This window comes from Streptomyces sp. NPDC053432 (assembly GCF_055585365.1).
The window spans coordinates 1-19,082 of the sequence record NZ_JBVJKF010000009.1 but is presented as its reverse complement, the minus strand read 5'-3'; the positions used below and the strand labels follow the sequence as shown (position 1 = coordinate 19,082).

The 19,082-nt window shown below is 71.8% G+C and carries 20 protein-coding genes; 8 read left to right on the top strand and 12 right to left on the bottom strand.

Features of this window, described 5'->3' with window-relative positions; all coding sequences use genetic code 11:
- Positions 1–11: 11 nt before the first annotated feature.
- Genes ACZ6Y1_RS16760 through ACZ6Y1_RS16730 form a run of 7 tightly spaced genes read right to left on the bottom strand, consistent with a single transcriptional unit; the run spans position 12 to position 6,002 of the window.
- A complete protein-coding gene (locus ACZ6Y1_RS16760; protein WP_469629212.1) occupies positions 12–950 on the bottom strand; it encodes a type II secretion system F family protein in 939 nt (312 codons plus the stop codon).
- Positions 947–2,296 (bottom strand): CpaF family protein, encoded by a 1,350-nt coding sequence (locus tag ACZ6Y1_RS16755; protein ID WP_469629209.1) that lies wholly within the window; start codon positions 2,294–2,296, stop codon positions 947–949. The genes ACZ6Y1_RS16760 and ACZ6Y1_RS16755 overlap by 4 nt, the downstream gene beginning before the upstream one ends.
- A 7-nt stretch (positions 2,297–2,303) precedes the next feature.
- Complete coding sequence (locus tag ACZ6Y1_RS16750; RefSeq protein ID WP_469629206.1) at positions 2,304–2,636, bottom strand: TadE/TadG family type IV pilus assembly protein; 333 nt, start codon at positions 2,634–2,636, stop codon at positions 2,304–2,306.
- A gap of 34 nt (positions 2,637–2,670) precedes the next feature.
- Positions 2,671–3,039, bottom strand: coding sequence for a TadE/TadG family type IV pilus assembly protein (locus ACZ6Y1_RS16745; RefSeq protein WP_469629201.1), 369 nt, complete (start codon positions 3,037–3,039; stop codon positions 2,671–2,673).
- A gap of 3 nt (positions 3,040–3,042) precedes the next feature.
- Positions 3,043–4,317 carry an AAA family ATPase gene (locus ACZ6Y1_RS16740; RefSeq protein WP_469629199.1) on the bottom strand — a complete coding sequence of 425 codons (1,275 nt, stop codon included), beginning with the start codon at positions 4,315–4,317 and terminating at the stop codon, positions 3,043–3,045.
- Between the two features lie 7 nt (positions 4,318–4,324).
- Positions 4,325–5,026 carry a Flp pilus assembly protein CpaB gene (gene cpaB, locus ACZ6Y1_RS16735; protein WP_469629196.1) on the bottom strand — a complete coding sequence of 234 codons (702 nt, stop codon included), beginning with the start codon at positions 5,024–5,026 and terminating at the stop codon, positions 4,325–4,327.
- 46 nt (positions 5,027–5,072) lie between these two features.
- Positions 5,073–6,002: a hypothetical protein gene (locus ACZ6Y1_RS16730; protein ID WP_469629192.1), complete on the bottom strand. Its 930-nt coding sequence runs from the start codon at positions 6,000–6,002 to the stop codon at positions 5,073–5,075.
- Between the two features lie 345 nt (positions 6,003–6,347).
- Between ACZ6Y1_RS16730 and ACZ6Y1_RS16725 the strand changes: the two genes are divergently transcribed.
- Positions 6,348–8,012 carry a chitinase gene (locus ACZ6Y1_RS16725; RefSeq protein WP_469629190.1) on the top strand — a complete coding sequence of 555 codons (1,665 nt, stop codon included), beginning with the start codon at positions 6,348–6,350 and terminating at the stop codon, positions 8,010–8,012.
- 142 nt (positions 8,013–8,154) lie between these two features.
- On the top strand, positions 8,155–9,489 hold the full coding sequence (locus ACZ6Y1_RS16720; protein WP_469629187.1) for a M14 family metallopeptidase: 1,335 nt from the start codon (positions 8,155–8,157) through the stop codon (positions 9,487–9,489).
- An 80-nt stretch (positions 9,490–9,569) separates the two neighbouring features.
- On the opposite strand, the gene ACZ6Y1_RS16715 is transcribed toward ACZ6Y1_RS16720, so the two are convergent.
- Both ACZ6Y1_RS16715 and ACZ6Y1_RS16710 read right to left on the bottom strand, forming a co-directional pair.
- On the bottom strand, positions 9,570–9,998 hold the full coding sequence (locus tag ACZ6Y1_RS16715) for a RidA family protein (protein ID WP_469629969.1): 429 nt from the start codon (positions 9,996–9,998) through the stop codon (positions 9,570–9,572).
- Positions 9,999–10,021: 23 nt separating this feature from the next.
- Positions 10,022–10,768 (bottom strand): IclR family transcriptional regulator, encoded by a 747-nt coding sequence (locus ACZ6Y1_RS16710; RefSeq protein ID WP_469629182.1) that lies wholly within the window; start codon positions 10,766–10,768, stop codon positions 10,022–10,024.
- A 485-nt stretch (positions 10,769–11,253) separates the two neighbouring features.
- On the opposite strand from ACZ6Y1_RS16710, the gene ACZ6Y1_RS16705 reads away from it, so the two are divergent.
- The 3 genes from ACZ6Y1_RS16705 to ACZ6Y1_RS16695 are packed head-to-tail and all read left to right on the top strand — an operon-like array spanning position 11,254 to position 15,186.
- Positions 11,254–12,534, top strand: coding sequence for an amino acid deaminase (locus ACZ6Y1_RS16705; protein WP_469629179.1), 1,281 nt, complete (start codon positions 11,254–11,256; stop codon positions 12,532–12,534).
- 8 nt (positions 12,535–12,542) lie between these two features.
- Positions 12,543–14,126, top strand: a complete 1,584-nt coding sequence (locus ACZ6Y1_RS16700; protein ID WP_469629176.1) for an N-acyl-D-amino-acid deacylase family protein — start codon at positions 12,543–12,545, stop codon at positions 14,124–14,126.
- A gap of 52 nt (positions 14,127–14,178) precedes the next feature.
- Positions 14,179–15,186, top strand: coding sequence for a YdcF family protein (locus ACZ6Y1_RS16695; protein ID WP_469629173.1), 1,008 nt, complete (start codon positions 14,179–14,181; stop codon positions 15,184–15,186).
- 102 nt (positions 15,187–15,288) lie between these two features.
- On the opposite strand, the gene ACZ6Y1_RS16690 is transcribed toward ACZ6Y1_RS16695, so the two are convergent.
- Positions 15,289–15,474 (bottom strand): hypothetical protein, encoded by a 186-nt coding sequence (locus tag ACZ6Y1_RS16690; RefSeq protein WP_384587624.1) that lies wholly within the window; start codon positions 15,472–15,474, stop codon positions 15,289–15,291.
- Positions 15,475–15,649: 175 nt separating this feature from the next.
- Here ACZ6Y1_RS16690 and ACZ6Y1_RS16685 point away from each other — a divergent pair, with 175 nt between their 5' ends.
- Together ACZ6Y1_RS16685 and ACZ6Y1_RS16680 are read left to right on the top strand one after the other, a co-directional pair.
- Complete coding sequence (locus ACZ6Y1_RS16685; RefSeq protein WP_469629167.1) at positions 15,650–16,093, top strand: nitroreductase/quinone reductase family protein; 444 nt, start codon at positions 15,650–15,652, stop codon at positions 16,091–16,093.
- Positions 16,094–16,201: 108 nt separating this feature from the next.
- On the top strand, positions 16,202–16,609 hold the full coding sequence (locus ACZ6Y1_RS16680; protein ID WP_469629164.1) for a DUF6083 domain-containing protein: 408 nt from the start codon (positions 16,202–16,204) through the stop codon (positions 16,607–16,609).
- On the opposite strand, the gene ACZ6Y1_RS16675 is transcribed toward ACZ6Y1_RS16680, so the two are convergent.
- The gene (locus ACZ6Y1_RS16675) at positions 16,563–17,549 is read right to left on the bottom strand and encodes a GlxA family transcriptional regulator (protein ID WP_469629156.1); all 987 of its coding nucleotides are present in this window, start codon (positions 17,547–17,549) and stop codon (positions 16,563–16,565) included. The two genes, ACZ6Y1_RS16680 and ACZ6Y1_RS16675, sit on opposite strands and share 47 nt — an antisense overlap.
- Positions 17,550–17,639: 90 nt before the next feature.
- On the opposite strand from ACZ6Y1_RS16675, the gene ACZ6Y1_RS16670 reads away from it, so the two are divergent.
- A complete protein-coding gene (locus tag ACZ6Y1_RS16670; RefSeq protein ID WP_469629153.1) occupies positions 17,640–18,269 on the top strand; it encodes an MBL fold metallo-hydrolase in 630 nt (209 codons plus the stop codon).
- Positions 18,270–18,321: 52 nt separating this feature from the next.
- Here ACZ6Y1_RS16670 and ACZ6Y1_RS16665 read toward each other — a convergent pair whose 3' ends face one another.
- Positions 18,322–18,798 (bottom strand): macro domain-containing protein, encoded by a 477-nt coding sequence (locus ACZ6Y1_RS16665; RefSeq protein ID WP_469629148.1) that lies wholly within the window; start codon positions 18,796–18,798, stop codon positions 18,322–18,324.
- Positions 18,799–19,082 lie beyond the last annotated feature (284 nt).

Here is a 19,082-nt window from a genome sequence, read left to right as displayed (position 1 = left end):
CGCCTGCCTCCTCATACGTCGATCTTGGACAGGCGGCGGATGAGGACGAAGCCGACGGCGAAGAGACCCAGCGCGATCAGTACGGCGGTTTGTCCGATGAACGACCCCGTCATACGGTCCAGCGCGCCCGGCATCATCGCGTCCACCAGGAGTAGCGAGCCGATGCCCAGAATGGGCACCAAGTACGCGGTCGCCGTGACTTGGGACAGCTGCGTACGGATCTCACGTCGCGTCTCTTTGCGCTGCTCGAGAGTGACGGTCAGGTTGCGCAGGCTGTCCACGATCGCGCCGCCGGCACGGGCCGACAGGACCAGCGTGGATACGAGTACGACCAGTTCTCGCGAGGGCAGGCGCTCGGCTATCTCGCCCAGGGCGTCCTCGATGGAATGGCCGATGGCAAGTCGGTTGGTAACGCGTGCCAATTCCTCCCCAGCGGGCGCATCCAGTTCTTCGGCGGCTATCCCGAGGGCCGTGCGCAGGGCAAGACCGGCCTGGGTCGCGTTGGCCAGGATGCGGGCCACGTCAGGGAGCTGGTTGATGAAGCGCTCCGTGCGTCGTGCTCGCTGCCAGTTGAGAAAGGCGTTCGCTGCCCAAAGGCCGAGCGCGCCGGCCAGCGGACCGAAGAATGGTGCAAGGACCGAGGCCGAGACAACCCAAATCCCGGCGACGGCTCCCAGCATGTAGACGAAGAACTCCCCGGTCGTGAGGTCAAGGCCCGTGACCGCCAGCTTGAGTTCGATCCGGCGGCCCAGCTTCGTCTTCCGCAGTCGACGATCCACCGCCTGGAACCGGCGCCGTCGTCCCAGCGGCTCGGGCATCCCGCTCGCGGAGAGGCGTTCGATCAGGGCTGCGCGCTGGGCGCGGCCCGCCGCGTACGCCTGCAGACCCAGGATGACGAACACGCAGGCCAGCAGTGTGGCGCCGAGGGTGATGAGGATGAGTGGGTTCACAGGGCGGTCCGTGTGATGTGCGGGGTGGTGAGCGGGTCGTCCGGCAGCGCGACCCCGAAGGCCTGCGGGATGGGCTGGTTGTTCATGTAGAGCCGTTCCGCGATGCGCCGCGGCAGCGGGTAGTACTCGAAGTAGCCGTGGACCCGGCCGTCCGGCCCCATGGGCTGGGCCGCGAAGCGGCAGACCGTGGTGATGCGGAAGGGCTCGCGGCCGTGGGATTCGAGGATGGAGATCTCGGTGATGCGGCGCGAGCCGTCGCCGAAGCGGGTCAGTTGGACGATCACGTTGACGGCACTGTTGATCTGGTCCTGGAGCGCCTCGAAGGGGATCTCCACCTCCGACATGGAGGCGAGGGTCTGGAGGCGCGTGAGGGCGTCGGAGCTGCTGTTCGCGTGGACCGTCGCCAGTGAGCCGTCGTGGCCGGTGGACATCGCCTGGAGCATGTCCAGGGTCTCGCCGCCCCGGACCTCGCCGACGATGATGCGGTCGGGGCGCATACGGAGCGAGTTCCGTACGAGGTCGCGGATGGTGATCCGGCCCTTGCCCTCCACGTTCGGCGGGCGGGATTCGAGCCGGATGACGTGCGCCTGCTGGAGCTGGAGCTCGGCCGAGTCCTCGATGGTGATGATGCGCTCGCCCCCCGGGATCAGGCCGGAGAGGGCGTTGAGGAGGGTCGTCTTGCCGGTGCCCGTGGCGCCGGACACGATTACGTTCATCTTCGAGGCGACCAGGCCGGAGAGCAGGAGCAGCATCTGCTCGTCTAGCGAGCCGAGGGCGATCATCTCGTGCAGAGTGAAGGCGCGCGGGAAGCGCCGGATGGTGAGGGTGGCGCCCGTGAGGGAGAGCGGCGGGATGATGACGTTGACGCGTTCGCCGCTCGGCAGGCGGGCGTCGACCATCGGATTGGCCTCGTCCACGCGGCGGTTGACCGTGGAGACGATGCGCTCGATGGTCTGCATCAGCTGCTCGTGGGAAGCGAAGCGAAGGGGCAGCTGCTCGACCCGGCCGGCGCGCTCGACGAAGATCTGGTCGGGGCCGTTGACCATGATTTCGGAGATCGACGGGTCCTCGAGGAGCGGTTCGAGGACGCCGAGGCCCAGGGCCTCGTCGACGACCCGACGGATCAGCTGGGCGCGCTCGGCCGTGGAAAGGACCGGGCCCTCGCGGCTGATGATGTGGCCGAGTACGCGTTCCAGGCGCGCCCGGCGCTCTGCCGGCGCGAGCGCGGACATCTCGGCGAGGTCGATCTCCTCCAGCAGCTTCGCCCGGTAGGAGGAGACCAGGCGGCCGTCCTCGCGGGGGCTGTGGCGGTCTTCGGGGGTGTTGACCCGGGAACGCAGGCTCATGATCGGATCATCCGTTCGGGTCGTCGTTGGGCATCACGGCTGTGCGCGTGACGGTCCGGGAACCCACTCCGGGCACGACCGACTCGATCGTGAGGGTCACCTGCGCCGTGACCGCATCACGCGACGGATCGACGTGGATGACAGCGCTTGAAGCGAGCTTCGAGTTGATGGCCGCCCTGGCCGCTCCCGTCCCGGCGCCCGGTTTGCGGGCCTCTGCACGGGCAGCCGTACGGGCAGCCGTTTCGGCCTGCTGCACGACGTACGCGCCCCAGCCCAACTGAATGCCGCAGAGAGCGACGAGCAGCAGGATGGGGAGGAAGCCGATGTACTCCAGAGCCACTTGGCCCCGGTCGGAGCACACACGCCGCCTCATCTCAGTCCTCCCTCTCCATGACCGCTCCGCCCGTGCCCTCGATCGAACCGAAGTTGAGTCCGGGGTAGAAGACGGGGATCCTGAGCCTCACGGTCGCCTTGTAGAGGGCCCCTTCCCTACGGCAATTGGCCCCATCCATGTCCCAGACACTCCCGATGTGCTTCTGCGCGGCCGCAACACACTCCGGGCGCCCCTTCACCGCCCCCGCCCGCGCCGCCTCGTCCGCCGCGTTGCCCGCCAGGGAGAACGCGTACCCGATCAGCACGCACTCCCACACCGCCGCCACGATCAGCAGGATGAACGGCACCATGCCGACGAACTCCACCGCGACCTGGCCCCGGTCCCCCCGGCGGGATCTCCGCGACGGCATCGCTCAGCCCTCCCGCCCGCGCCGCAGCCGCGCCACCGGCCCCGACGCCCGGACCGCCACCGCCGCGCCGGCCGGGGCCGGGAGCTGTCCCGTACCGTCCGGCGGCGAAAGCAGCCCCAGTTCTCCCGCCAGCGTCCACAGGGCCTGCTTCACCGTGGAGCGGTTGTCCAGGTCCTGCACGCGCCCCGCGTCCACCACCGCCTGCAGTTCCTTGAAGGCCGCGGGGACCGGGGTCCTCGTCGCGCGGGTCTTGGTGATCTTCTCGATCAGGGCCGGCTGGATCTCCGTGTGCTTGCTCCAGCGGTTGACCACCATCGCGGTGTCCTCCGCCTTCCGCACCTGGAGCCGTTCCCACATCCGGACCATCCGCTTCGCCGCCCGCACCGCGACCACGTCCGGTGTGGTGACCAGCACCGCCACGTCCGCCGTCTCCACCGCGGCCGCGTTCGCGCCCGTCACCTGGGTCCCGCAGTCGATGACGACCAGTTCGTAGCGGGCCCGCAGGGCGCCCACGACGTGGCGGGCCGCCCTCTCGTCGACCTCCTCGCCGCGCTCGCCCTCCGCCGGGGCGAGCAGCAGGGCCAGGCCCGTGCGGTCCTCGTACACCGCGTCCTGCAGGACCCTGGGGGAGATGTCCTGGATGCCGGCGAGGTCGGCGACCGAGCGGCGGAACTGCACGTCCAGGTACGAGCCGACGTCGCCCGCCTGGAGGTCCAGGTCGACCAGTGCCGTACGCCGGCCCGACGCGGCCGCCGCGAGGGCGAACTGGACCGCCGTGAAGGTGGTGCCCACGCCGCCCTTGGCCCCGGTGACGGTGACCACGCGGCCGCCCGGGCCGGTGGGTACGTCCGCGGCCGCCCCCCGGCCGAGGTGGCGGCGTACGCCCACGGACCACTGGGCGGCGGCCTGTACGCGGGCCGCGAGTTCCTCGTACGTGAGCGGCAGGCCGATCAGGCCGCGGGCCCCGGAGTCCATCGCGGCCGAGAAGAGGCCGGGGCCCGCATCGGAGGAGACGAGGACGACGCCCACCGCCGGGAAGCGGAGCGCGACCTCGCGGATGAGCTCCAGGGCGGGCACCGGCCCGATCCGCTCGTGGACCAGGACCACCTCGGGGAGCTCGCCGAGGGAGTCGGCCGCGAGGCGGGCCAGGGTGTCGAGCAGGGTCGTCGAGTCGGGGACCGGCGAGGCCGGCTCCGCGGACGGGAGCTGGCTGAGCAGCGTCACGATGGCGCGCGCGGCGTCCGGGTCGCCGACCGCGGGGAGGATCCGGGTGGTCATCGGCACCTCACCTGTCCCCTTCGAGGGTGTACAGACGGTCGTTCGGGCCCGGCGCCGAGTCGGTGCCGGGGGCCACCAGGGCCAGGCGTACGTGCTCCGCGAAGGACTCGGCGTAGGCGACGCGCTGGGTGTCCTTGGTGTTCAGGGCGAAGGTGATCGGGACGGCCTCGGCGGGGCCCTTCTTGTCGCTGTCCTTGTCCAGGGGGGTCAGCCGGCCGACGTTGATGACGCGCGCGTTGGCCACCATGACCACGGACACGTCGGGGTCGGTGGGCTTCTTGCCCTTGAAGGTGCCGAGGATGTTGACCTTGGCGCCCGGGGTGATCTTGCCGGCCACGCCCGTCGACGCGTCGATCATGATGGCGATCTCCTGCTCACCGGGCTGGAGCTGCGGTTTGTCGACGAACATGTCGCTCTGGAGCAGCGAGCCCTTCTTCAGGGCGGTGAGCGCGATCTTGTCCTTGAGGGCGCCGAGGTCGGTGACGGCGGTGTCGGACAGCCAGCGTCTGGGGATCTTCACCTCTTCGAACTGCCCTGCGGTCAGCGGGCTGTACGGGGCTATGTCGCCCTTGGCGCGGTAGGCGACGACCTCCGCTCCCACCTTGGAGTTGACGTCGCCGATCACCACCAGGACTCCGGCGAAGGCGGCCAGGGCGCACAGGACCGAGAGGATCAGCAGGATGACGCCGCGGCGCTGGCGTGAGTTCATGGGCCTTACTACCTCGCCGTTCTTCGTTCGAGCGGGCGTGCGGGGGTCAGGGTCCGGATCGGGCGGCCGTGGCCGGCGGAGGTGTCGCCAGTGGTGCCGAGCAGAACCCGCAGCGGTCTCCGATGAGTTCGAGACCGCACCAGCGGCACTGCTCCCGGCGGACCGAGGCGACCAGCTGGTAGAGCACGGCCAGGTCGGGGATGCCCGCGGCGAACTCGACGAGTTTGGCCGTGCCCCAGTAGCCGGGCGACTGCGCCGGCAGCGGGTTCTCCAGTACGCCCTGCACCTGCCAGGCCGGGGCGAGCTCGGCCGCGACCCATTCGGAGGCGAGCTGGCCGCGGGCGAAGGTGAGGTGCGTGGCGAATTCGGGGCCGGGCGGGATCACCCCTCCGGGCGCCGCGCCCCTGGACCCGCCGGCCGACGCGCCCCTGGGCCCGCCGGCTCCGCCCTTGGCGCCGCCCTGGTGCGCCCCCAGTTTCGCCAGGTGCGGTGTGGGGTGGGCGAGTACGGCGAACTGCGCGCTGGGCGACCACGAGCGGGCGTGCGCCTTGAGGCCGACGGGGATCCGGTCGAGTTTGGCGACGGAGCCGAGCAGCGCGCCCGCGTAGATGTAGTGCGACAGGAGCCGGGCGGCGGAGGCTATGACGCCGGGGCTGAAGTCGCAGACGGTGAGCTGGCGCAGCTGACGGACCAGCAGGGCCGTGCCCAGCGGCGGCAGGTCGATGGGCAGGAGGGCGATCCGGTCGCTCTCCAGGACGGCCCGTACGGTGTGCAGCCGCTGGATGGTCGCGGCGGGCAGCCAGGGCGGTACGACGGCCACGAGGTGGCCGTGCCGTTCCAGGAGCCCGCTTGTCTCGGCGAGTGCGCCGTCGAGGTCGAGCTGCCCGGGCGGGTGGAGCACGGCCGCTCCGGGTGTGTGCCGGTCGGGGGCCGGAAGTACCAGGTCGGCGCTGGTGACAGCGATGGCGGTCGGCACGCGAATCCCCCCGTTCACCCCGTACTCGCCCGGTGCTCGACCGGTACTCACCCCTGCGCGACCGCAAACATGCGACGCGCACCCCCCTGGAACCAGCACCATATCCGCGCCACCCCCGGTGGGGCAGGGCCTTGGTGATTCCTGTGCCGACAGCACATGTCACAGGTGGCCGGAAACCCGGACAACAGGGATCGGAGCACCGATCACTTCAGGCCACTTCGCAAAGACTATTGACACGAGGATTGGTCTGGACCAACTTGTGAGCGGGGTGCCCCACTCACCCTGACATCCCTTCACTCCCCCCACGGAGCCCACGTGAACCGCATACGCTCCCTCGCCCTGCCCATGACAGCCATACTGGCCGCCGGCGGGCTCACGGCCCTCGCGACCGGTACGGCACAAGCGGCGGACGTCAACGTCGCCCGTAACGGAGGCTTCGAGTCCGGCCTCGCCAACTGGTCCTGTTCCGGCGGAAGCGGCGCCTCCGTCACCTCCCCCGTCTACGCGGGGGCCGGCGCCCTGAAGGCGACTCCGGCGGGCCAGGACAACGCCCGCTGCAGCCAGACCGTCACGGTCAAGCCGAACTCGACGTACACGCTCAGCACGCAGGTCCAGGGCAGTTACGTGTACCTCGGCGCGACCGGCACCGGTACGCAGGACGTGTCCACCTGGACGCCCGGCACGGGCGCGGGCTGGCAGAAGCTCTCCACCACCTTCACCACCGGCCCCAGCACCACCCAGGTCACCGTCTACACCCACGGCTGGTACGGCCAGCCGGCCTACTTCGTGGACGAGTTCAGCGTCTTCGGCCCGGACGGGGGCGGCGGCACCGACCCCGGACCGTCCGTACCCGGCGCCCCGGGCGGCACTGCCGTTTCCGGCCAGAGCGCCGACGGGCTCACCCTTTCGTGGGACGCCGTCAGCGGGGCCACCGGCTACTACGTGTACCAGGACGGCGTCCGGGTCAGGACGGTGAGCGCCACCTCCGCCCAGATCACCGGGCTGGCCGCGTCGACCTCGTACTCCTTCCAGGTGAGCGCGTACAACGCGGCGGGCGAGGGCCCCAGGTCCGCCCCGGTGACCGGCACCACGACCGGCGGCGGGAACCCGAACCCCAACCCGTCCGTGCCCCGGCACGCGCTGACCGGGTACTGGCAGAACTTCAACAACGGGGCGACCGTCCAGAAGATCTCCGACGTCTCCGCGCAGTACGACATCATCGCCGTCTCCTTCGCCGACGCCACGGCCACGCCCGGCGCGATCGCCTTCAACCTCGACTCGGCCGGCCTGGGCGGCTACACCGTCGCCCAGTTCAAGGCCGACATCGCCGCGAAGAAGGCCGCCGGCAAGTCCGTCATCCTCTCCATCGGCGGCGAGAAGGGCACCATTTCGGTCAACGACTCCGCCTCGGCCACCAACCTCGCGAACTCGGCGTACGCGCTGATGCAGGAGTACGGCTTCAGCGGCATCGACATCGACCTGGAGAACGGCCTCAACCCGACCTACATGACGCAGGCGCTGCGCGCCCTGTCCGCGAAGGCCGGTTCCTCGCTGGTCATCACCATGGCCCCGCAGACCATCGACATGCAGTCCACGCAGGGCGGGTACTTCAGGACCGCGCTGAACATCAAGGACATCCTCACCGTCGTCAACATGCAGTACTACAACAGCGGCTCGATGAACGGCTGCGACGGCAAGGTCTACTCGCAGGGCTCGGTGGACTTCCTGACCGCGCTCGCCTGCATCCAGCTGGAGGGCGGTCTCGACCCCTCCCAGGTGGGCATCGGCGTCCCCGCCTCCCCCAGCGGCGCGGGCAGCGGCTACGTCTCGCCGACCGTCGTGAACAACGCCCTGGACTGCCTGACCAGGGGCACGAACTGCGGTTCCTTCAAGCCGTCGAAGACCTACCCGGGGCTGCGCGGCGCGATGACCTGGTCGACCAACTGGGACGCCAAGGCGGGTGGTGCTTGGTCGAACGCGGTGGGTCCGAAGGTCCACGCGCTCCCCTAGGCGGTAGGTGTGGGGGTCGGCCGCGTCGGCCGCGCGGCCGGTTGGCCGATTCGAGGCATGCCGTCCTTGACCCGGACATGCCACGAGAGCACTCTGTGCGGCATCCGCACGGCTACCCCCACCTCCCCACCCAGGAGAACGCATGCGGCTCCACACCCGCCGGAGGGCCGCCGTCACGGCGGCCCTGCTGGCGCTCGCGCTGGGCGCACCCGCTTACGGCATGAGCGCCACGGCGTCCCCACCGCCCACCCCGTCCACCGCCACGCAGGACGAGGCGATCGTCCAGTACGAGATCAAGGGCCCGGCCACCCCGGCCGAACGCACGGCCCTGCTGCGTACCGGCGTCTCCATCGACGAGGTCGACGCCCGCTCGGTCGTCGTCAGCGCCGACACCCTGCAGGCGAAGAAGCTGCGCGCGCTCGGCTACGAGCTGGAGCCGCTGCCCGGACCCCCGGACCGCGCCCTGCCCGGGATCGCGGCGAGCCCGATGGACTTCCCGTCCGCCGACTCGAAGTACCACAACTACGCCGAGGCGACGGCCGAGATCAACCAGCGCATCGCGCAGTTCCCCTCGATCATGAGCAAGCAGGTGATCGGGAAGTCGTACCAGGGCCGCGACATCATCGCCATCAAGATCAGCGACAACGTCGGGACGGACGAGGCCGAGCCCGAGGTGCTCTTCACCGCCCACCAGCACGCCCGTGAGCACCTCACCGTGGAGATGGCCCTCTACCTCGTGAACGAGTTCGGCTCGAAGTACGGGACCGACGCCCGCGTCACGAACGCGGTCAACGGCCGCGAGATCTGGATCGTCCCGGACCTCAACCCGGACGGCGGCGAGTACGACATCGCCACCGGCTCCTACCGCTCCTGGCGCAAGAACCGCCAGCCCAACTCGGGCTCCTCGTACGTCGGCACGGACGAGAACCGCAACTGGGACTACAAGTGGGGCTGCTGCGGCGGCTCCAGCGGCAGCAAGAGCTCGGAGACCTACCGCGGCGCGGCGGCGGAATCGGCGCCCGAGGTGAAGGTGGTCGCGGACTTCGTACGCAGCCGGGTGGTCGGCGGCAAGCAGCAGATCAAGGCCGCGATCGACTTCCACACGTACAGTGAACTGGTGCTGTGGCCCTTCGGCTGGACGTACAACGACACCGCCCCCGGGCTGACCGCCGACGACCTCGCCGTCTACAAGAAGATCGGCACGAGCATGGCGGCGAGCAACGGCTACACGCCGGAGCAGTCGAGCGACCTGTACATCACCGACGGGACGATCGACGACTGGCTGTGGGGCAACCAGAAGATCTTCGCCTACACCTTCGAGATGTACCCGGAGAGCGGGGGCGGCGGCTTCTACCCGCCGGACGAGGTCATCGACCGCGAGACCGCGCGCAACAAGGACGCGGTGCTCCAGCTCCTGGAGAACGCGGACTGCATGTACCGCTCGATCGGCAAGGAGGCGCAGTACTGCACCGGCTGACCGGCTGGGAGCCTGAGCGGCTGACCGGCTGCACGACGGGGCGCCCCACCGCCAGGGGGGCGCCCCTCTCCCGTCCCCCGTCAGCCCAGGACGGCGAGGGCGTCGATCTCGATGAGCAGCCCGGCGGGCAGGCCGACGTACACGGTGGTGCGGGCGGCGGGGGCCTCCGCCAGGCCCTGCTCCTCGAAGTACGCGTTGTAGATGCCGTTCATCTCGGCGAAGTGCGCGGTGTCGGTGAGGTAGACGCGGATCATCATCACGTCGTCCCAGCCCGCGCCGCCGGCCTCCAGCACGGAGCGGACGTTCTCCAGCGTCTGGAGCGTCTGCTCGCGCAGCGTGGGCCCCGCGGGGGTGGGCGGCTGCCCGTCCACGTGCGGGAGGAAGCCGACCTGCCCGGCGACCTGGAGGATGTTGCCCTTGCGGACGCCGTGCGAGAACTTCGCGGGCGGGGTGGTGTGCGTGTCGGGGGTGATCCCGACCTTCTGCGTCTTCACCGTCTCCTCCGGCATCTCCGGCTTCTCCGTCTTTTCCGTCACGTGGTCTCTCCTGAGTAGTCCCGGCTGATGGCTCCCGCGGTACGGAGCACGAGCGGCAGCAGTTCCAGCAGTTCCTCGGCGCCGATCACCACGCTGGGCGCGGACAGGGACAGCGCGGCCACCACCCGCCCGTCCGGCCCGTGCACGGGTGCGCCGAGGCAGTTGAGGGACTCCTCGTGCCCGCCGAGGTCGGTGGCCCAGCCCTGCTCCCGTACGAGGTCCAGCTCGCGGAGGAACGCGGCGGCGTCGGGGGTGGAGCGGGCGGTGTAGCGGGGGTACTCGATCCGCTCCGCGAGGGCGCGGCGCTCGGCTTCGGGGAGGTCGGCGAGGAGCAGCTTGGCGACGGCGGCGACGGTGAGGGGCACGGGCCGGCCTATGCGGGAGTACATGCGGACCGGGTAGCGGCTTTCGACCTTGTCGATGTACACGACCTCGTCGTCCTGGTGGAGGGCGAGGTGGACGGTGTGGCCGGTGGCGTGATTCAGCTCGACGAGGTGGGGGTGCGCGACGTCCCTGACGTCGAGGTTCTCGATGGACTCGGCGGCGAGCTCGAAGAGCTTGGACCCCAGCCGGTAGCGGCCGTCGGCCTGGCGGTAGACGAGTCCGTGCGCGTGCAGGGTGCGCAGGAGGCGGAGGGCGGTGCTCTTGTGGACGCCGAGCGCGTCCGCCACCGGCGTGAGGCCGGCCGGGCCCTTCGCGAGCAGCGGCAGCATCGCGAGCGCCCGCTCCACGGACTGGCTCATCCTCGTCCTCTCCTCCCATGCGCCCGGGGGCTCCGCCCCGGACCCGAGCGGCCGTCGCCCCGGCAGGGCGCCGCCACGGCCGAGATGCCGCTGCGCGGCACCCCGGGCTCCGCCCGGACCCGCGCCTCAAACGCCGGCGGGGCTGGATTTCCCCGCTGCCGTCCGCCAGGTGCGGCTGCTTTTGACCCCGCCGACCGCCGGTGCGACAGGTCTTGCCCCGGGGTGCGAAACCTGCGGCCCCAAGTCCAGCCCCGCCGGCGTTTGAGGCGCCGCCGGAGGCGACACCAGCCGCGCACGCGGTCGAGGCGGAGGTATGACCCAGCCCCTGCGGCGCTTGAGGAGCGGGGCCCGGGGCGGAGTCCCAGCGGCGGCGGCGCGCCAGTGCGTTGACCCGTCGTCACCCGGGATGTTAGACAGCGTGCAGCGGTATACGCAACGACCGTTGCAGCACGTGCAACCCCCAGCACCCCCCGGGAGGCCCCCGCATGGACAGCGACCCCGTCAAGCAGCTCGCCGACGAACCGGTCGACCACCGGTTCAAGGGCCTCCCCCCGGACGCCCAGGCGGCCCGCCTCACGGTCGGGCAGCTCGCGCGGCAGCGGCGCGGGATCCACACCGGCGGGTTCACCACCCCCGTGCTCACCCTCGACGCCGACGCGCTGGAGCACAACCTCACCGCCCTCGGCGAGTACGCAGCCCGCCACGACCTCGCCTTCGCGCCGCACGGCAAGACCTGCATGTCCCCGCAGTTGTTCCGCCGTCAGCTCGACCACGGCGCGTGGGGGATCACCGCCGCCGTTCCCCACCAGGCCCGCGTCTACCGCGCCTTCGGCATCCAGCGGATCTTCCTCGCCAACGAGGTCGTCGACCCCGCCGCCCTGCGCTGGGTCGCCGGCGAGCTCGCCAGCGACCCCGACTTCCGGTTCGTCTGCTACGTCGACTCCGTGCGCGGGGTCCACCTCATGGACCGCGCCCTGCGCGACGCACCGGCCCGCATCGACGTCGTCGTCGAACTCGGCGCCGGCGAGGGCGCCCGCACCGGGGCCCGCAGCGACAACGACTGCCGGGCCGTCGCCGACGCCGTCGCCGCCACCCGCACCCTGCGCCTCGTCGGCATGGGCGGCTACGAGGCCGAGGTGCCCGACGCCGACCCGGAGCGCGTGCACGCCTACCTGCGCCGGCTGACCGCCCTCGCCGTCGAGTTCGACAAGGCGGGCCGCTTCGAACCCGGCCTGGAGGAGATCGTCGTCAGCGCCGGCGGCTCCGCCTGGTTCGACGCCGTCGCCGACGTGTTCGCCGAGATCCCCGATCTCTCCCGGCCCGTCCTGAAGCTGCTGCGCTCCGGGGCGTACGTCTCCCACGACCACGGCTGGTACGAGGGCCTGACCCCCTTCAACCGGCACCCCGAGGAGGGCGGGCTGCGCCCCGCGTTCCGGCTGTGGACGCAGGTGGTCTCCCGGCCCTCCCCCACCCAGGCCTTCGTCAACGCCGGCAAGCGCGACATCGCGTACGACCTCGGGCTCCCGCAGGCCGAGCTGGTCCGGGACGAACTCACCGGCGAGCAGCGCCCCGCCACCGGCGTGCGGGTGGTGAAGCTGTCCGACCAGCACGCCTGGCTGGAGACCGCGTCGGCCGACGACGTGCAGGTCGGCGACTGGGTGGCGCTCGGCATGTCCCACCCGTGCACCATCTTCGAGAAGTGGCCGCTGATCCCGGTGGTGGAGGCCGACGGCACCGTCACCGAGTTCGTCCGCACCTTCTTCTAGGCGCGCCGGTGGACCTGGTCATCCGCGGGGCCCGCGTCGTCGACGGCACGGGCGGGCCCTCGTACACGGCCGACGTCGGGGTGCACGAGGGGCGGATCGCCGAGATCGGGTCGATTCCCGGGGGCGGGCGCCGCACGCTCGACGCGCACGGGCTCGCCCTCGCCCCCGGCTTCACCGACATGCACGCGCACAGCGACCTCGCGCTGCTGCGCGACCCGGACCACGTCGCGAAGGCCGCCCAGGGCGTGACCCTCGAAGTCCTCGGCCAGGACGGCCTGTCGTACGCGCCCGTCGACGACCGCACCCTCGGCGAGGTGCGGGCCGCCATCGCGGGCTGGAACGGGCCGGGTGACGACGTCGACTTCGACTGGCGCACGGTCGGCGAGTACCTCGACCGGCTGGACCGGGCCCACGGCGGCCAGGGCTGCGCCGTGAACGCCGCGTACCTCGTGCCGCAGGGCACCGTCCGCGCCCACGTCCTCGGCTGGGACGACCGCCCGGCGGACGCCGCCGCGCTGGGCCGGATGCGGTCGCTCGTCGCCGAGGGCCTCGCCCAGGGCGCCGTCGGCATGTCGTCCGGCCTGACCTACACCCCCGGCATGTACGCCTCCGGCGCCGAACTGACCGAGCTGTGCCGTGTGGTGGCGTCGTACGGCGGCTACTACTGCCCGCACCACCGCTCGTACGGCCGCGGCGCGCTCGCCGCCTACGCCGAGATGGTCGAGCTGACCCGGGAGGCGGGCTGCGCCCTGCACCTCGCGCACGCCACCATGAACTTCGGTGAGAACGAGGGCCGGGCCCCCGAGCTGCTGGCCCTGCTCGACGCGGCCCTGGCCCAGGGCGCCGACATCACCCTCGACAGCTATCCGTACACCCCCGGCTGCACCACCCTGGTGGCGCTGCTGCCGAGCTGGGCGAACGAGGGCGGCCCGGACGCGGTCCTGGCCCGGCTGCGCGACGACGCCGAGGCCGGGCGGATCCGGCACGCGCTGGAGGTGGAGGGGTCGGACGGCTGCCACGGGGTGCCGGTGGACTGGCCGACGATCGAGATCTCGGGCGTGGCCGATCCCGCGCTGGCGGAGGAGTACGTCGGCCGGCGCCTGGACGGCTGGGACAGCGCCCGGCGGCTGCTGCTGGGCGACCGGCTCGCGCCGACGATCCTGCAGCACGTGGGGCACGAGGAGAACGTCCGCGCGGTCATGCGCCACCCCGCCCACACCGGCGGCTCGGACGGCATCCTCCAGGGCGCGAAACCGCACCCGCGCGCCTACGGCACCTTCCCGCACTACCTCGGCCACTACGTCCGTGAGCTGGGGCTGCTGTCGCTGGAGGAATGCGTGGCCCACCTGGCGGGCCGCCCGGCGGCGCGCCTGCGGCTGCCCGACCGGGGGCTGGTGCGGGTGGGTTTCCGCGCCGACCTCGTCCTCTTCGACCCGGACACGGTCGCGGCCGGCGCCACCTACGACAACCCGAGGGCGCTGCCGACCGGCATCCCGCACGTGCTGATCGACGGCCGCTTCGTGATGCGCGACGGGCGTCGCACGGACGTGCTGGCGGGGCGTTCGGTGCGCAGGACGGGCGTCCGGACGTAGGCCCCCGCAGGGCCGAGACCCGTACGCATATCTGACATTTACGATGGTCGGCATGGTCGCCTTCGCCCTCGCCGCCGTGTTCTTCGTGGCCTTCGCCGTCAGCGCGCGGGAGGACCGCCGCCGCTTCCGCAACGCCGTGCTGCTCGGGCTGACCTCCATATCCCTCTCGCTCGCCCTGCTCCTCCAGCTGGACAGGCTGCCGGGCTGGGTGGCCTACCCGATCGCCGTGACCGTCCTCGCCGTGCCCGCGCTCGGCACGCTGGCACTCGGCGTCTTCCTCGTGACCAACGGCGTGACCATGATCCGCAGGGAGGGCACCCGCCCCGCCAACCTGCTCTCCCTGCTCGCCGGGCTCGGGATCTTCGGGATGATCGCGCTGCTGCTCTTCGTCCGCAGGGCCGGCTCGCACGTCCTCGACGGCATCGCGGGCACGCTCACCGTGCTCGTCGCCTACGTCGCGTTCCTCTTCCTCTGCTTCCTCGGGTACGCCTTCCTCTACGGGCGGATCACCGTACGCGGCGACGTCGACCACGTGGTCATGCTCGGCGCCGGCCTGATCTGCGGCGACCAGGTGCCGCCGCTGCTCGCCTCGCGGCTGCGCAAGGGCCAGGAGATCTACGAGGCCCAGGTGGCCCGCGGCGGCCGGCCGCCGGTGCTGCTGCCCTCGGGCGGCAAGGGCACGGACGAGAAGGTCGCCGAGGCCCGGGCGATGGCGGACTGGCTGATCGAGCGGGGCGTACCGGCGGAGCACATCACGCTGGAGGACCGGTCCACGACGACCGAGGAGAACATGCGGTTCAGCCGGGAGATCATGACGGCCCGGGACCCGGACTACCGGTGCGTCGTGGTCACCAACGACTTCCACGCCTTCCGGGCCGCGATGCTGGCCCGCAAGGCCGGGGTGAACGGACAGGTCCTGGGCTCGCCCACGGCGCGGTACTACTGGCCGAGCGCGACCATCCGCGAGTTCCTGGCCGTGTTCTGGGAGCACAGGGCCGTGAACCTCGGGATCTGCGGGCTGCTGACGGCACTGGGCGCGGCGGCGACGCTGAAGACCTGATCCGGCCGCCTCACGCCCCGCGGCCCCGTGCCGGGGGTTCCGGGACGGGGCTGGGCTGCGCGGCGGTCCGCTGGTGCCGGGGCCGGTCCGGTGGTGCCGGGGCTACGGCAGGTACCGCTCGATGACCTGCGGACCCTCCTTCTCCATGAGCTGGCGCGCCTTCTCGACCCGCTCCGGAGTCGGGTCGTGGCCTGTCGCCATCACGAGGTCTTCAGGGTCGTACGGCCGTTCCCCGCCCGTGAAGAGCCGGTCCGACCGGGTGGGCTGCTCGTCGGGTTCACTGACCATCGCGCTACCTCCTACGTTTTCCCTTGGCCCCATAGTCCGGCGAGGTCCCCATGAACGCACTTCGGGCGGAGTCGGCCCGGCGCGCGGGCGTGTGGGCGTGCCGTGCGGGCCGACCGCATCCAGAATCGTTACTGCTCGTTAGCCGCCCGGGGGCCGGAATGCTAAGGACAGGTGAATGCACACACTCGACGTCGACTGGGACCACCCCGCGGACCCGCCGCCCGGCCCGCGGCTCGACCACGTCCGCGCGTACGTCGCCACGGCGGGCGCCGACGGACACCTCTGGCACGGGGTCCCCACGCTCCTCCTCACCACCCTCGACCGCGCCACCGGCCGCACCGCCCGGACCCCGCTGATCTACGGCGAGGACGCGGACCGGCTGATCGTCGTGGCCGCCGGATACGGAGCCCCGCGGCATCCCGCCTGGTACCGGAACCTCACCGCCCACCCGGAGGTCCACGTCCAGGTCGGCGCCGCGCTCTTCACGGCCACGGCGCGCACGGCCGCGGCCGAGGAGCGCGACACGTACTGGCCGATGATGGCCGGCCTGTGGCCCCTGTACGACGACGACCAGGCGCGTACGGCCCGGGAGATCCCGCTGGTGATCCTGGAGCGCTGATAGGCACCGGTCCGAGGCCGCGCCGCCACTCGTTCGGGTCATCCCCCGGCAGGTGGCTGGCGCGAGCGTCCTCCCATCCGCTAACAACAGGGCGGTAAGGGGGGATGGTTGAACACGAACGCCCGCAGGCAGGAGCACCAGGGGCGCGCCGAGAAAGGCCCGTTCCTTCTCGCCGAAGTCCTGGCCGACGCCCTCGTGACCGTGGTGCGGCAGCCGCAGCGGGAGGCGGACCAGCAGCCGGAAGCGCAGCGGCAGCCGGAGGGGCGCCAGCAGCCGGAGGGCCGCCCCGCCGTCTGCCGGCTCTGCGGCGCAGCCGCGTACTGGCACAGGACGGACCGGGGCAAGTGGCTCCTCGTACAGCCCGGCGAGCGCCCCTGCCACCTCGTACCGGCGGGGCAGCGCTGGCGCATCGCGGGCGACGGCACGGCCGTGAACCTGGGCGCCGCCCTGCCCTCGGACACCTGCAGGGTCAGCCACTTCGACGTGTGCCCGGCCCGTCGGACGGAACACGGGTGAAGGACCGGCGATAGGCCCGCGGCGGCACGCCCCGGCGGCGTACGAACTGCTCCCGCAGCACGGCCGCACTCCCGAAGCCGACCCGGCGGGCGATCTCCTCCACCGGCAGGTCGGTGGTCTCCAGCAGCTCCTCGGCACCGCTGAGACGCAGGTTCAGCAGCCAGGCGTGCGGGGTGGTGCCGGTGGCCGCGGCGAAGCGGCGGGCGAAGGACCGCTTGCTCATCATGGCGCGCCGGGCCAACTCCGCCACGGGCAGCGGCTCGTCGAGATGCTCGCGGGTCCAGGCCAGCACCGCGGACAGCCGCTCGTCCTGACAGTCCGCCGGGGCGGGCGCGGCCAGGTACTGGGCCTGCCCGCCGTCACGGTGCGAGGGCAGTACGAGGTCCCGCGCGATGGCGTTGGCCGTCGCGGCCCCGTGCTCGCGCCGCAGCAGGTGCAGGCAGAGGTCGAACCCGGCCGCCGCGCCCGCGCCCGTGGCGATGCGTCCCTCGTCGACGTAGAGGGATCCGGCCTCGACGGCGACGTCCGGGTGGCGGTCGGCCAGCAGCCCGGCGAACCGCCAGTGCGTGGTGGCCCGCCGCCCGTCGAGCAGCCCGGCGGCGGCCAGCGCGAACGTCCCGACGCAGTGGGCGGCGACCAGCGCGCCCCGCGCGTGCGCGGCCGCCAGCGCGTCGAGCACGGCGGGAGACGGCGGCGTACGGAAATCGGCCCAGGGCAGGGCGATCACCAGATCGGCCCCGGCCAGCCTCTCCAGCCCGTACTCGACGGCGACGGGCACCCCGACATCGGTCACCACCGCCCCGGGCCGCTCGGTGCACAACCCGAAGTCGAACCGCGGCAGTCCCGCCCCGCGCACCCCGAACACCTCGGCAACGATCCCGACGGCGAGCATGCCGACCCCGGACGGGGCGTAGGCGGCGATGGTGGTGAAGGGGGCCATGCGCGGAGTCTGCCAGCCTGGCACGATTCCCGCGATCACTGGCAGAAGTGCCACTCGTGCACGCATGACCCCACGACCAGGATGGAGGACATGACGAACACGCAGATCAGCACATCAACGGACAGCCGCACCGACGCACCGCTCGGCCGCACCGCGACCTACACGGTCCTGACCACCGGCTACACCCTCTCCACCGGCCCCGGGGTCGCCGCCACCGTCTCCTACGTCTCCGACGGCGACCGGCACGTGATCGTCGACCCGGGCATGGTGGCGAGCCGCGACCGCATCCTCGGCCCGCTTGCCGAACTCGGCCTGGGCCCCGACGACATCACGGACGTCGTCCTCAGCCACCACCACCCGGACAACACCATGAACGTCGGCCTCTTCGGCCGGGCGCGGGTCCACGACCACAAGGCCGTCTACGAGGCCGACCAGTGGACCGACCGCGACGCGGAGGGCTACGAACTCACCCCGTCCCTCCGGCTCATCCGCACCCCGGGCCACAGCGCCGAGGACATCACTCTCCTCGCCGGGACGGAGGAAGGCACCATCGCGTTCGTGGGCGACCTGTGGTGGCGCCCCAACGGCCCGGTCGACGACCCGGTCGCCCCGGACCACGACGTCCTGCGCGGCTCCCGCCTCCGCGTCCTCGCCGCCTCGGACGTGATCGTCCCCGGCCACGGCCCGGCCTTCCCGGCCGACGACACGGCGCCGCGCTAGGCGTGGTCGCGCGGCGGGGTCGTGCGGCCTGGTCGTGCTGGGCGTGGTCGTGCTAGGCGTGGTCGTAGACGGTGACCTCGACGTCCCGCGCGCACAACTGATCGCTGATCAGCGGCTCGATGCGCGCCCATGTGCCGCCGGCCAGCCCACATCCGATGCGCGGCATGTGCACGCTGGCCCCGAGCTCGACGGCATGCCCCGCGAGGGCGGCAAGACACCGCTCCACCGCGTCGTAACGTATCGGCGGCCCGCCGCTGCCGGTCCGTATGCCCCGCTGCCCGACCATGTTGGCGACCCAGACGTCCGGCTGGACCCGCACCACCTGCACGGCTCCCAGCCCGAAGTCGTTCCCACTGCGCCCCCGGTGCCACGCCCGGAACGCCTTCTCGGGCTCGGGCCACCGCTTCGAAACGGCCACCACGAACCCCTTGCCCCAACCTCCGAGGTCGTTGCACACATGCGCAATGACTTTGGGCCCTTTGGCCTGCGGACTGGTCGCATCCCCGGCGATGATCCTGAGCGGCTTCATCCCCTCACGGTAAACGTGCCCACTGACAACGGGCGGGGTGTTCAAGGGGGTCGGGGATCGGGGGTGGGGTGAGGTGAGGTGGGGGTGGGCCTGTGGATCGGGGGTGGGTGGGCGGGACCTCGGTCGGTCGGGAGCGAGGAAGGGTTGGGGATTTCCCGTCAGTCCCATCGTCCTTCCGCGTCGGGCCGGCCTGTCAAGGGCGCTCCTCCTTCGTCGTCGCGTCGCTGCGCGATCGCCTGCGGCGACCCTTGACAGGCCGTCCCGCCACGGAAAGACAAGGACTG

Bases quoted from the DNA above. Each gene is read 5' to 3' on its own strand.
- ACZ6Y1_RS16745 (WP_469629201.1), bottom strand. From the start codon at position 3,039: ATGCCGTCGCGGAGATCCCGCCGGGGGGACCGGGGCCAGGTCGCGGTG.
- ACZ6Y1_RS16755 (WP_469629209.1), bottom strand. From the start codon at position 2,296: ATGAGCCTGCGTTCCCGGGTCAACACCCCCGAAGACCGCCACAGCCCC.
- ACZ6Y1_RS16675 (WP_469629156.1), bottom strand. From the start codon at position 17,549: ATGGCCCCCTTCACCACCATCGCCGCCTACGCCCCGTCCGGGGTCGGC.
- ACZ6Y1_RS16670 (WP_469629153.1), top strand. From the start codon at position 17,640: ATGACGAACACGCAGATCAGCACATCAACGGACAGCCGCACCGACGCA.
- ACZ6Y1_RS16720 (WP_469629187.1), top strand. From the start codon at position 8,155: ATGCGGCTCCACACCCGCCGGAGGGCCGCCGTCACGGCGGCCCTGCTG.
- ACZ6Y1_RS16715 (WP_469629969.1), bottom strand. From the start codon at position 9,998: ATGCCGGAGGAGACGGTGAAGACGCAGAAGGTCGGGATCACCCCCGAC.
- ACZ6Y1_RS16740 (WP_469629199.1), bottom strand. From the start codon at position 4,317: ATGACCACCCGGATCCTCCCCGCGGTCGGCGACCCGGACGCCGCGCGC.
- ACZ6Y1_RS16665 (WP_469629148.1), bottom strand. From the start codon at position 18,798: ATGAAGCCGCTCAGGATCATCGCCGGGGATGCGACCAGTCCGCAGGCC.
- cpaB (WP_469629196.1), bottom strand. From the start codon at position 5,026: ATGAACTCACGCCAGCGCCGCGGCGTCATCCTGCTGATCCTCTCGGTC.
- ACZ6Y1_RS16710 (WP_469629182.1), bottom strand. From the start codon at position 10,768: ATGAGCCAGTCCGTGGAGCGGGCGCTCGCGATGCTGCCGCTGCTCGCG.
- ACZ6Y1_RS16690 (WP_384587624.1), bottom strand. From the start codon at position 15,474: ATGGTCAGTGAACCCGACGAGCAGCCCACCCGGTCGGACCGGCTCTTC.
- ACZ6Y1_RS16705 (WP_469629179.1), top strand. From the start codon at position 11,254: ATGGACAGCGACCCCGTCAAGCAGCTCGCCGACGAACCGGTCGACCAC.
- ACZ6Y1_RS16685 (WP_469629167.1), top strand. From the start codon at position 15,650: ATGCACACACTCGACGTCGACTGGGACCACCCCGCGGACCCGCCGCCC.
- ACZ6Y1_RS16725 (WP_469629190.1), top strand. From the start codon at position 6,348: ATGACAGCCATACTGGCCGCCGGCGGGCTCACGGCCCTCGCGACCGGT.
- ACZ6Y1_RS16695 (WP_469629173.1), top strand. From the start codon at position 14,179: ATGGTCGCCTTCGCCCTCGCCGCCGTGTTCTTCGTGGCCTTCGCCGTC.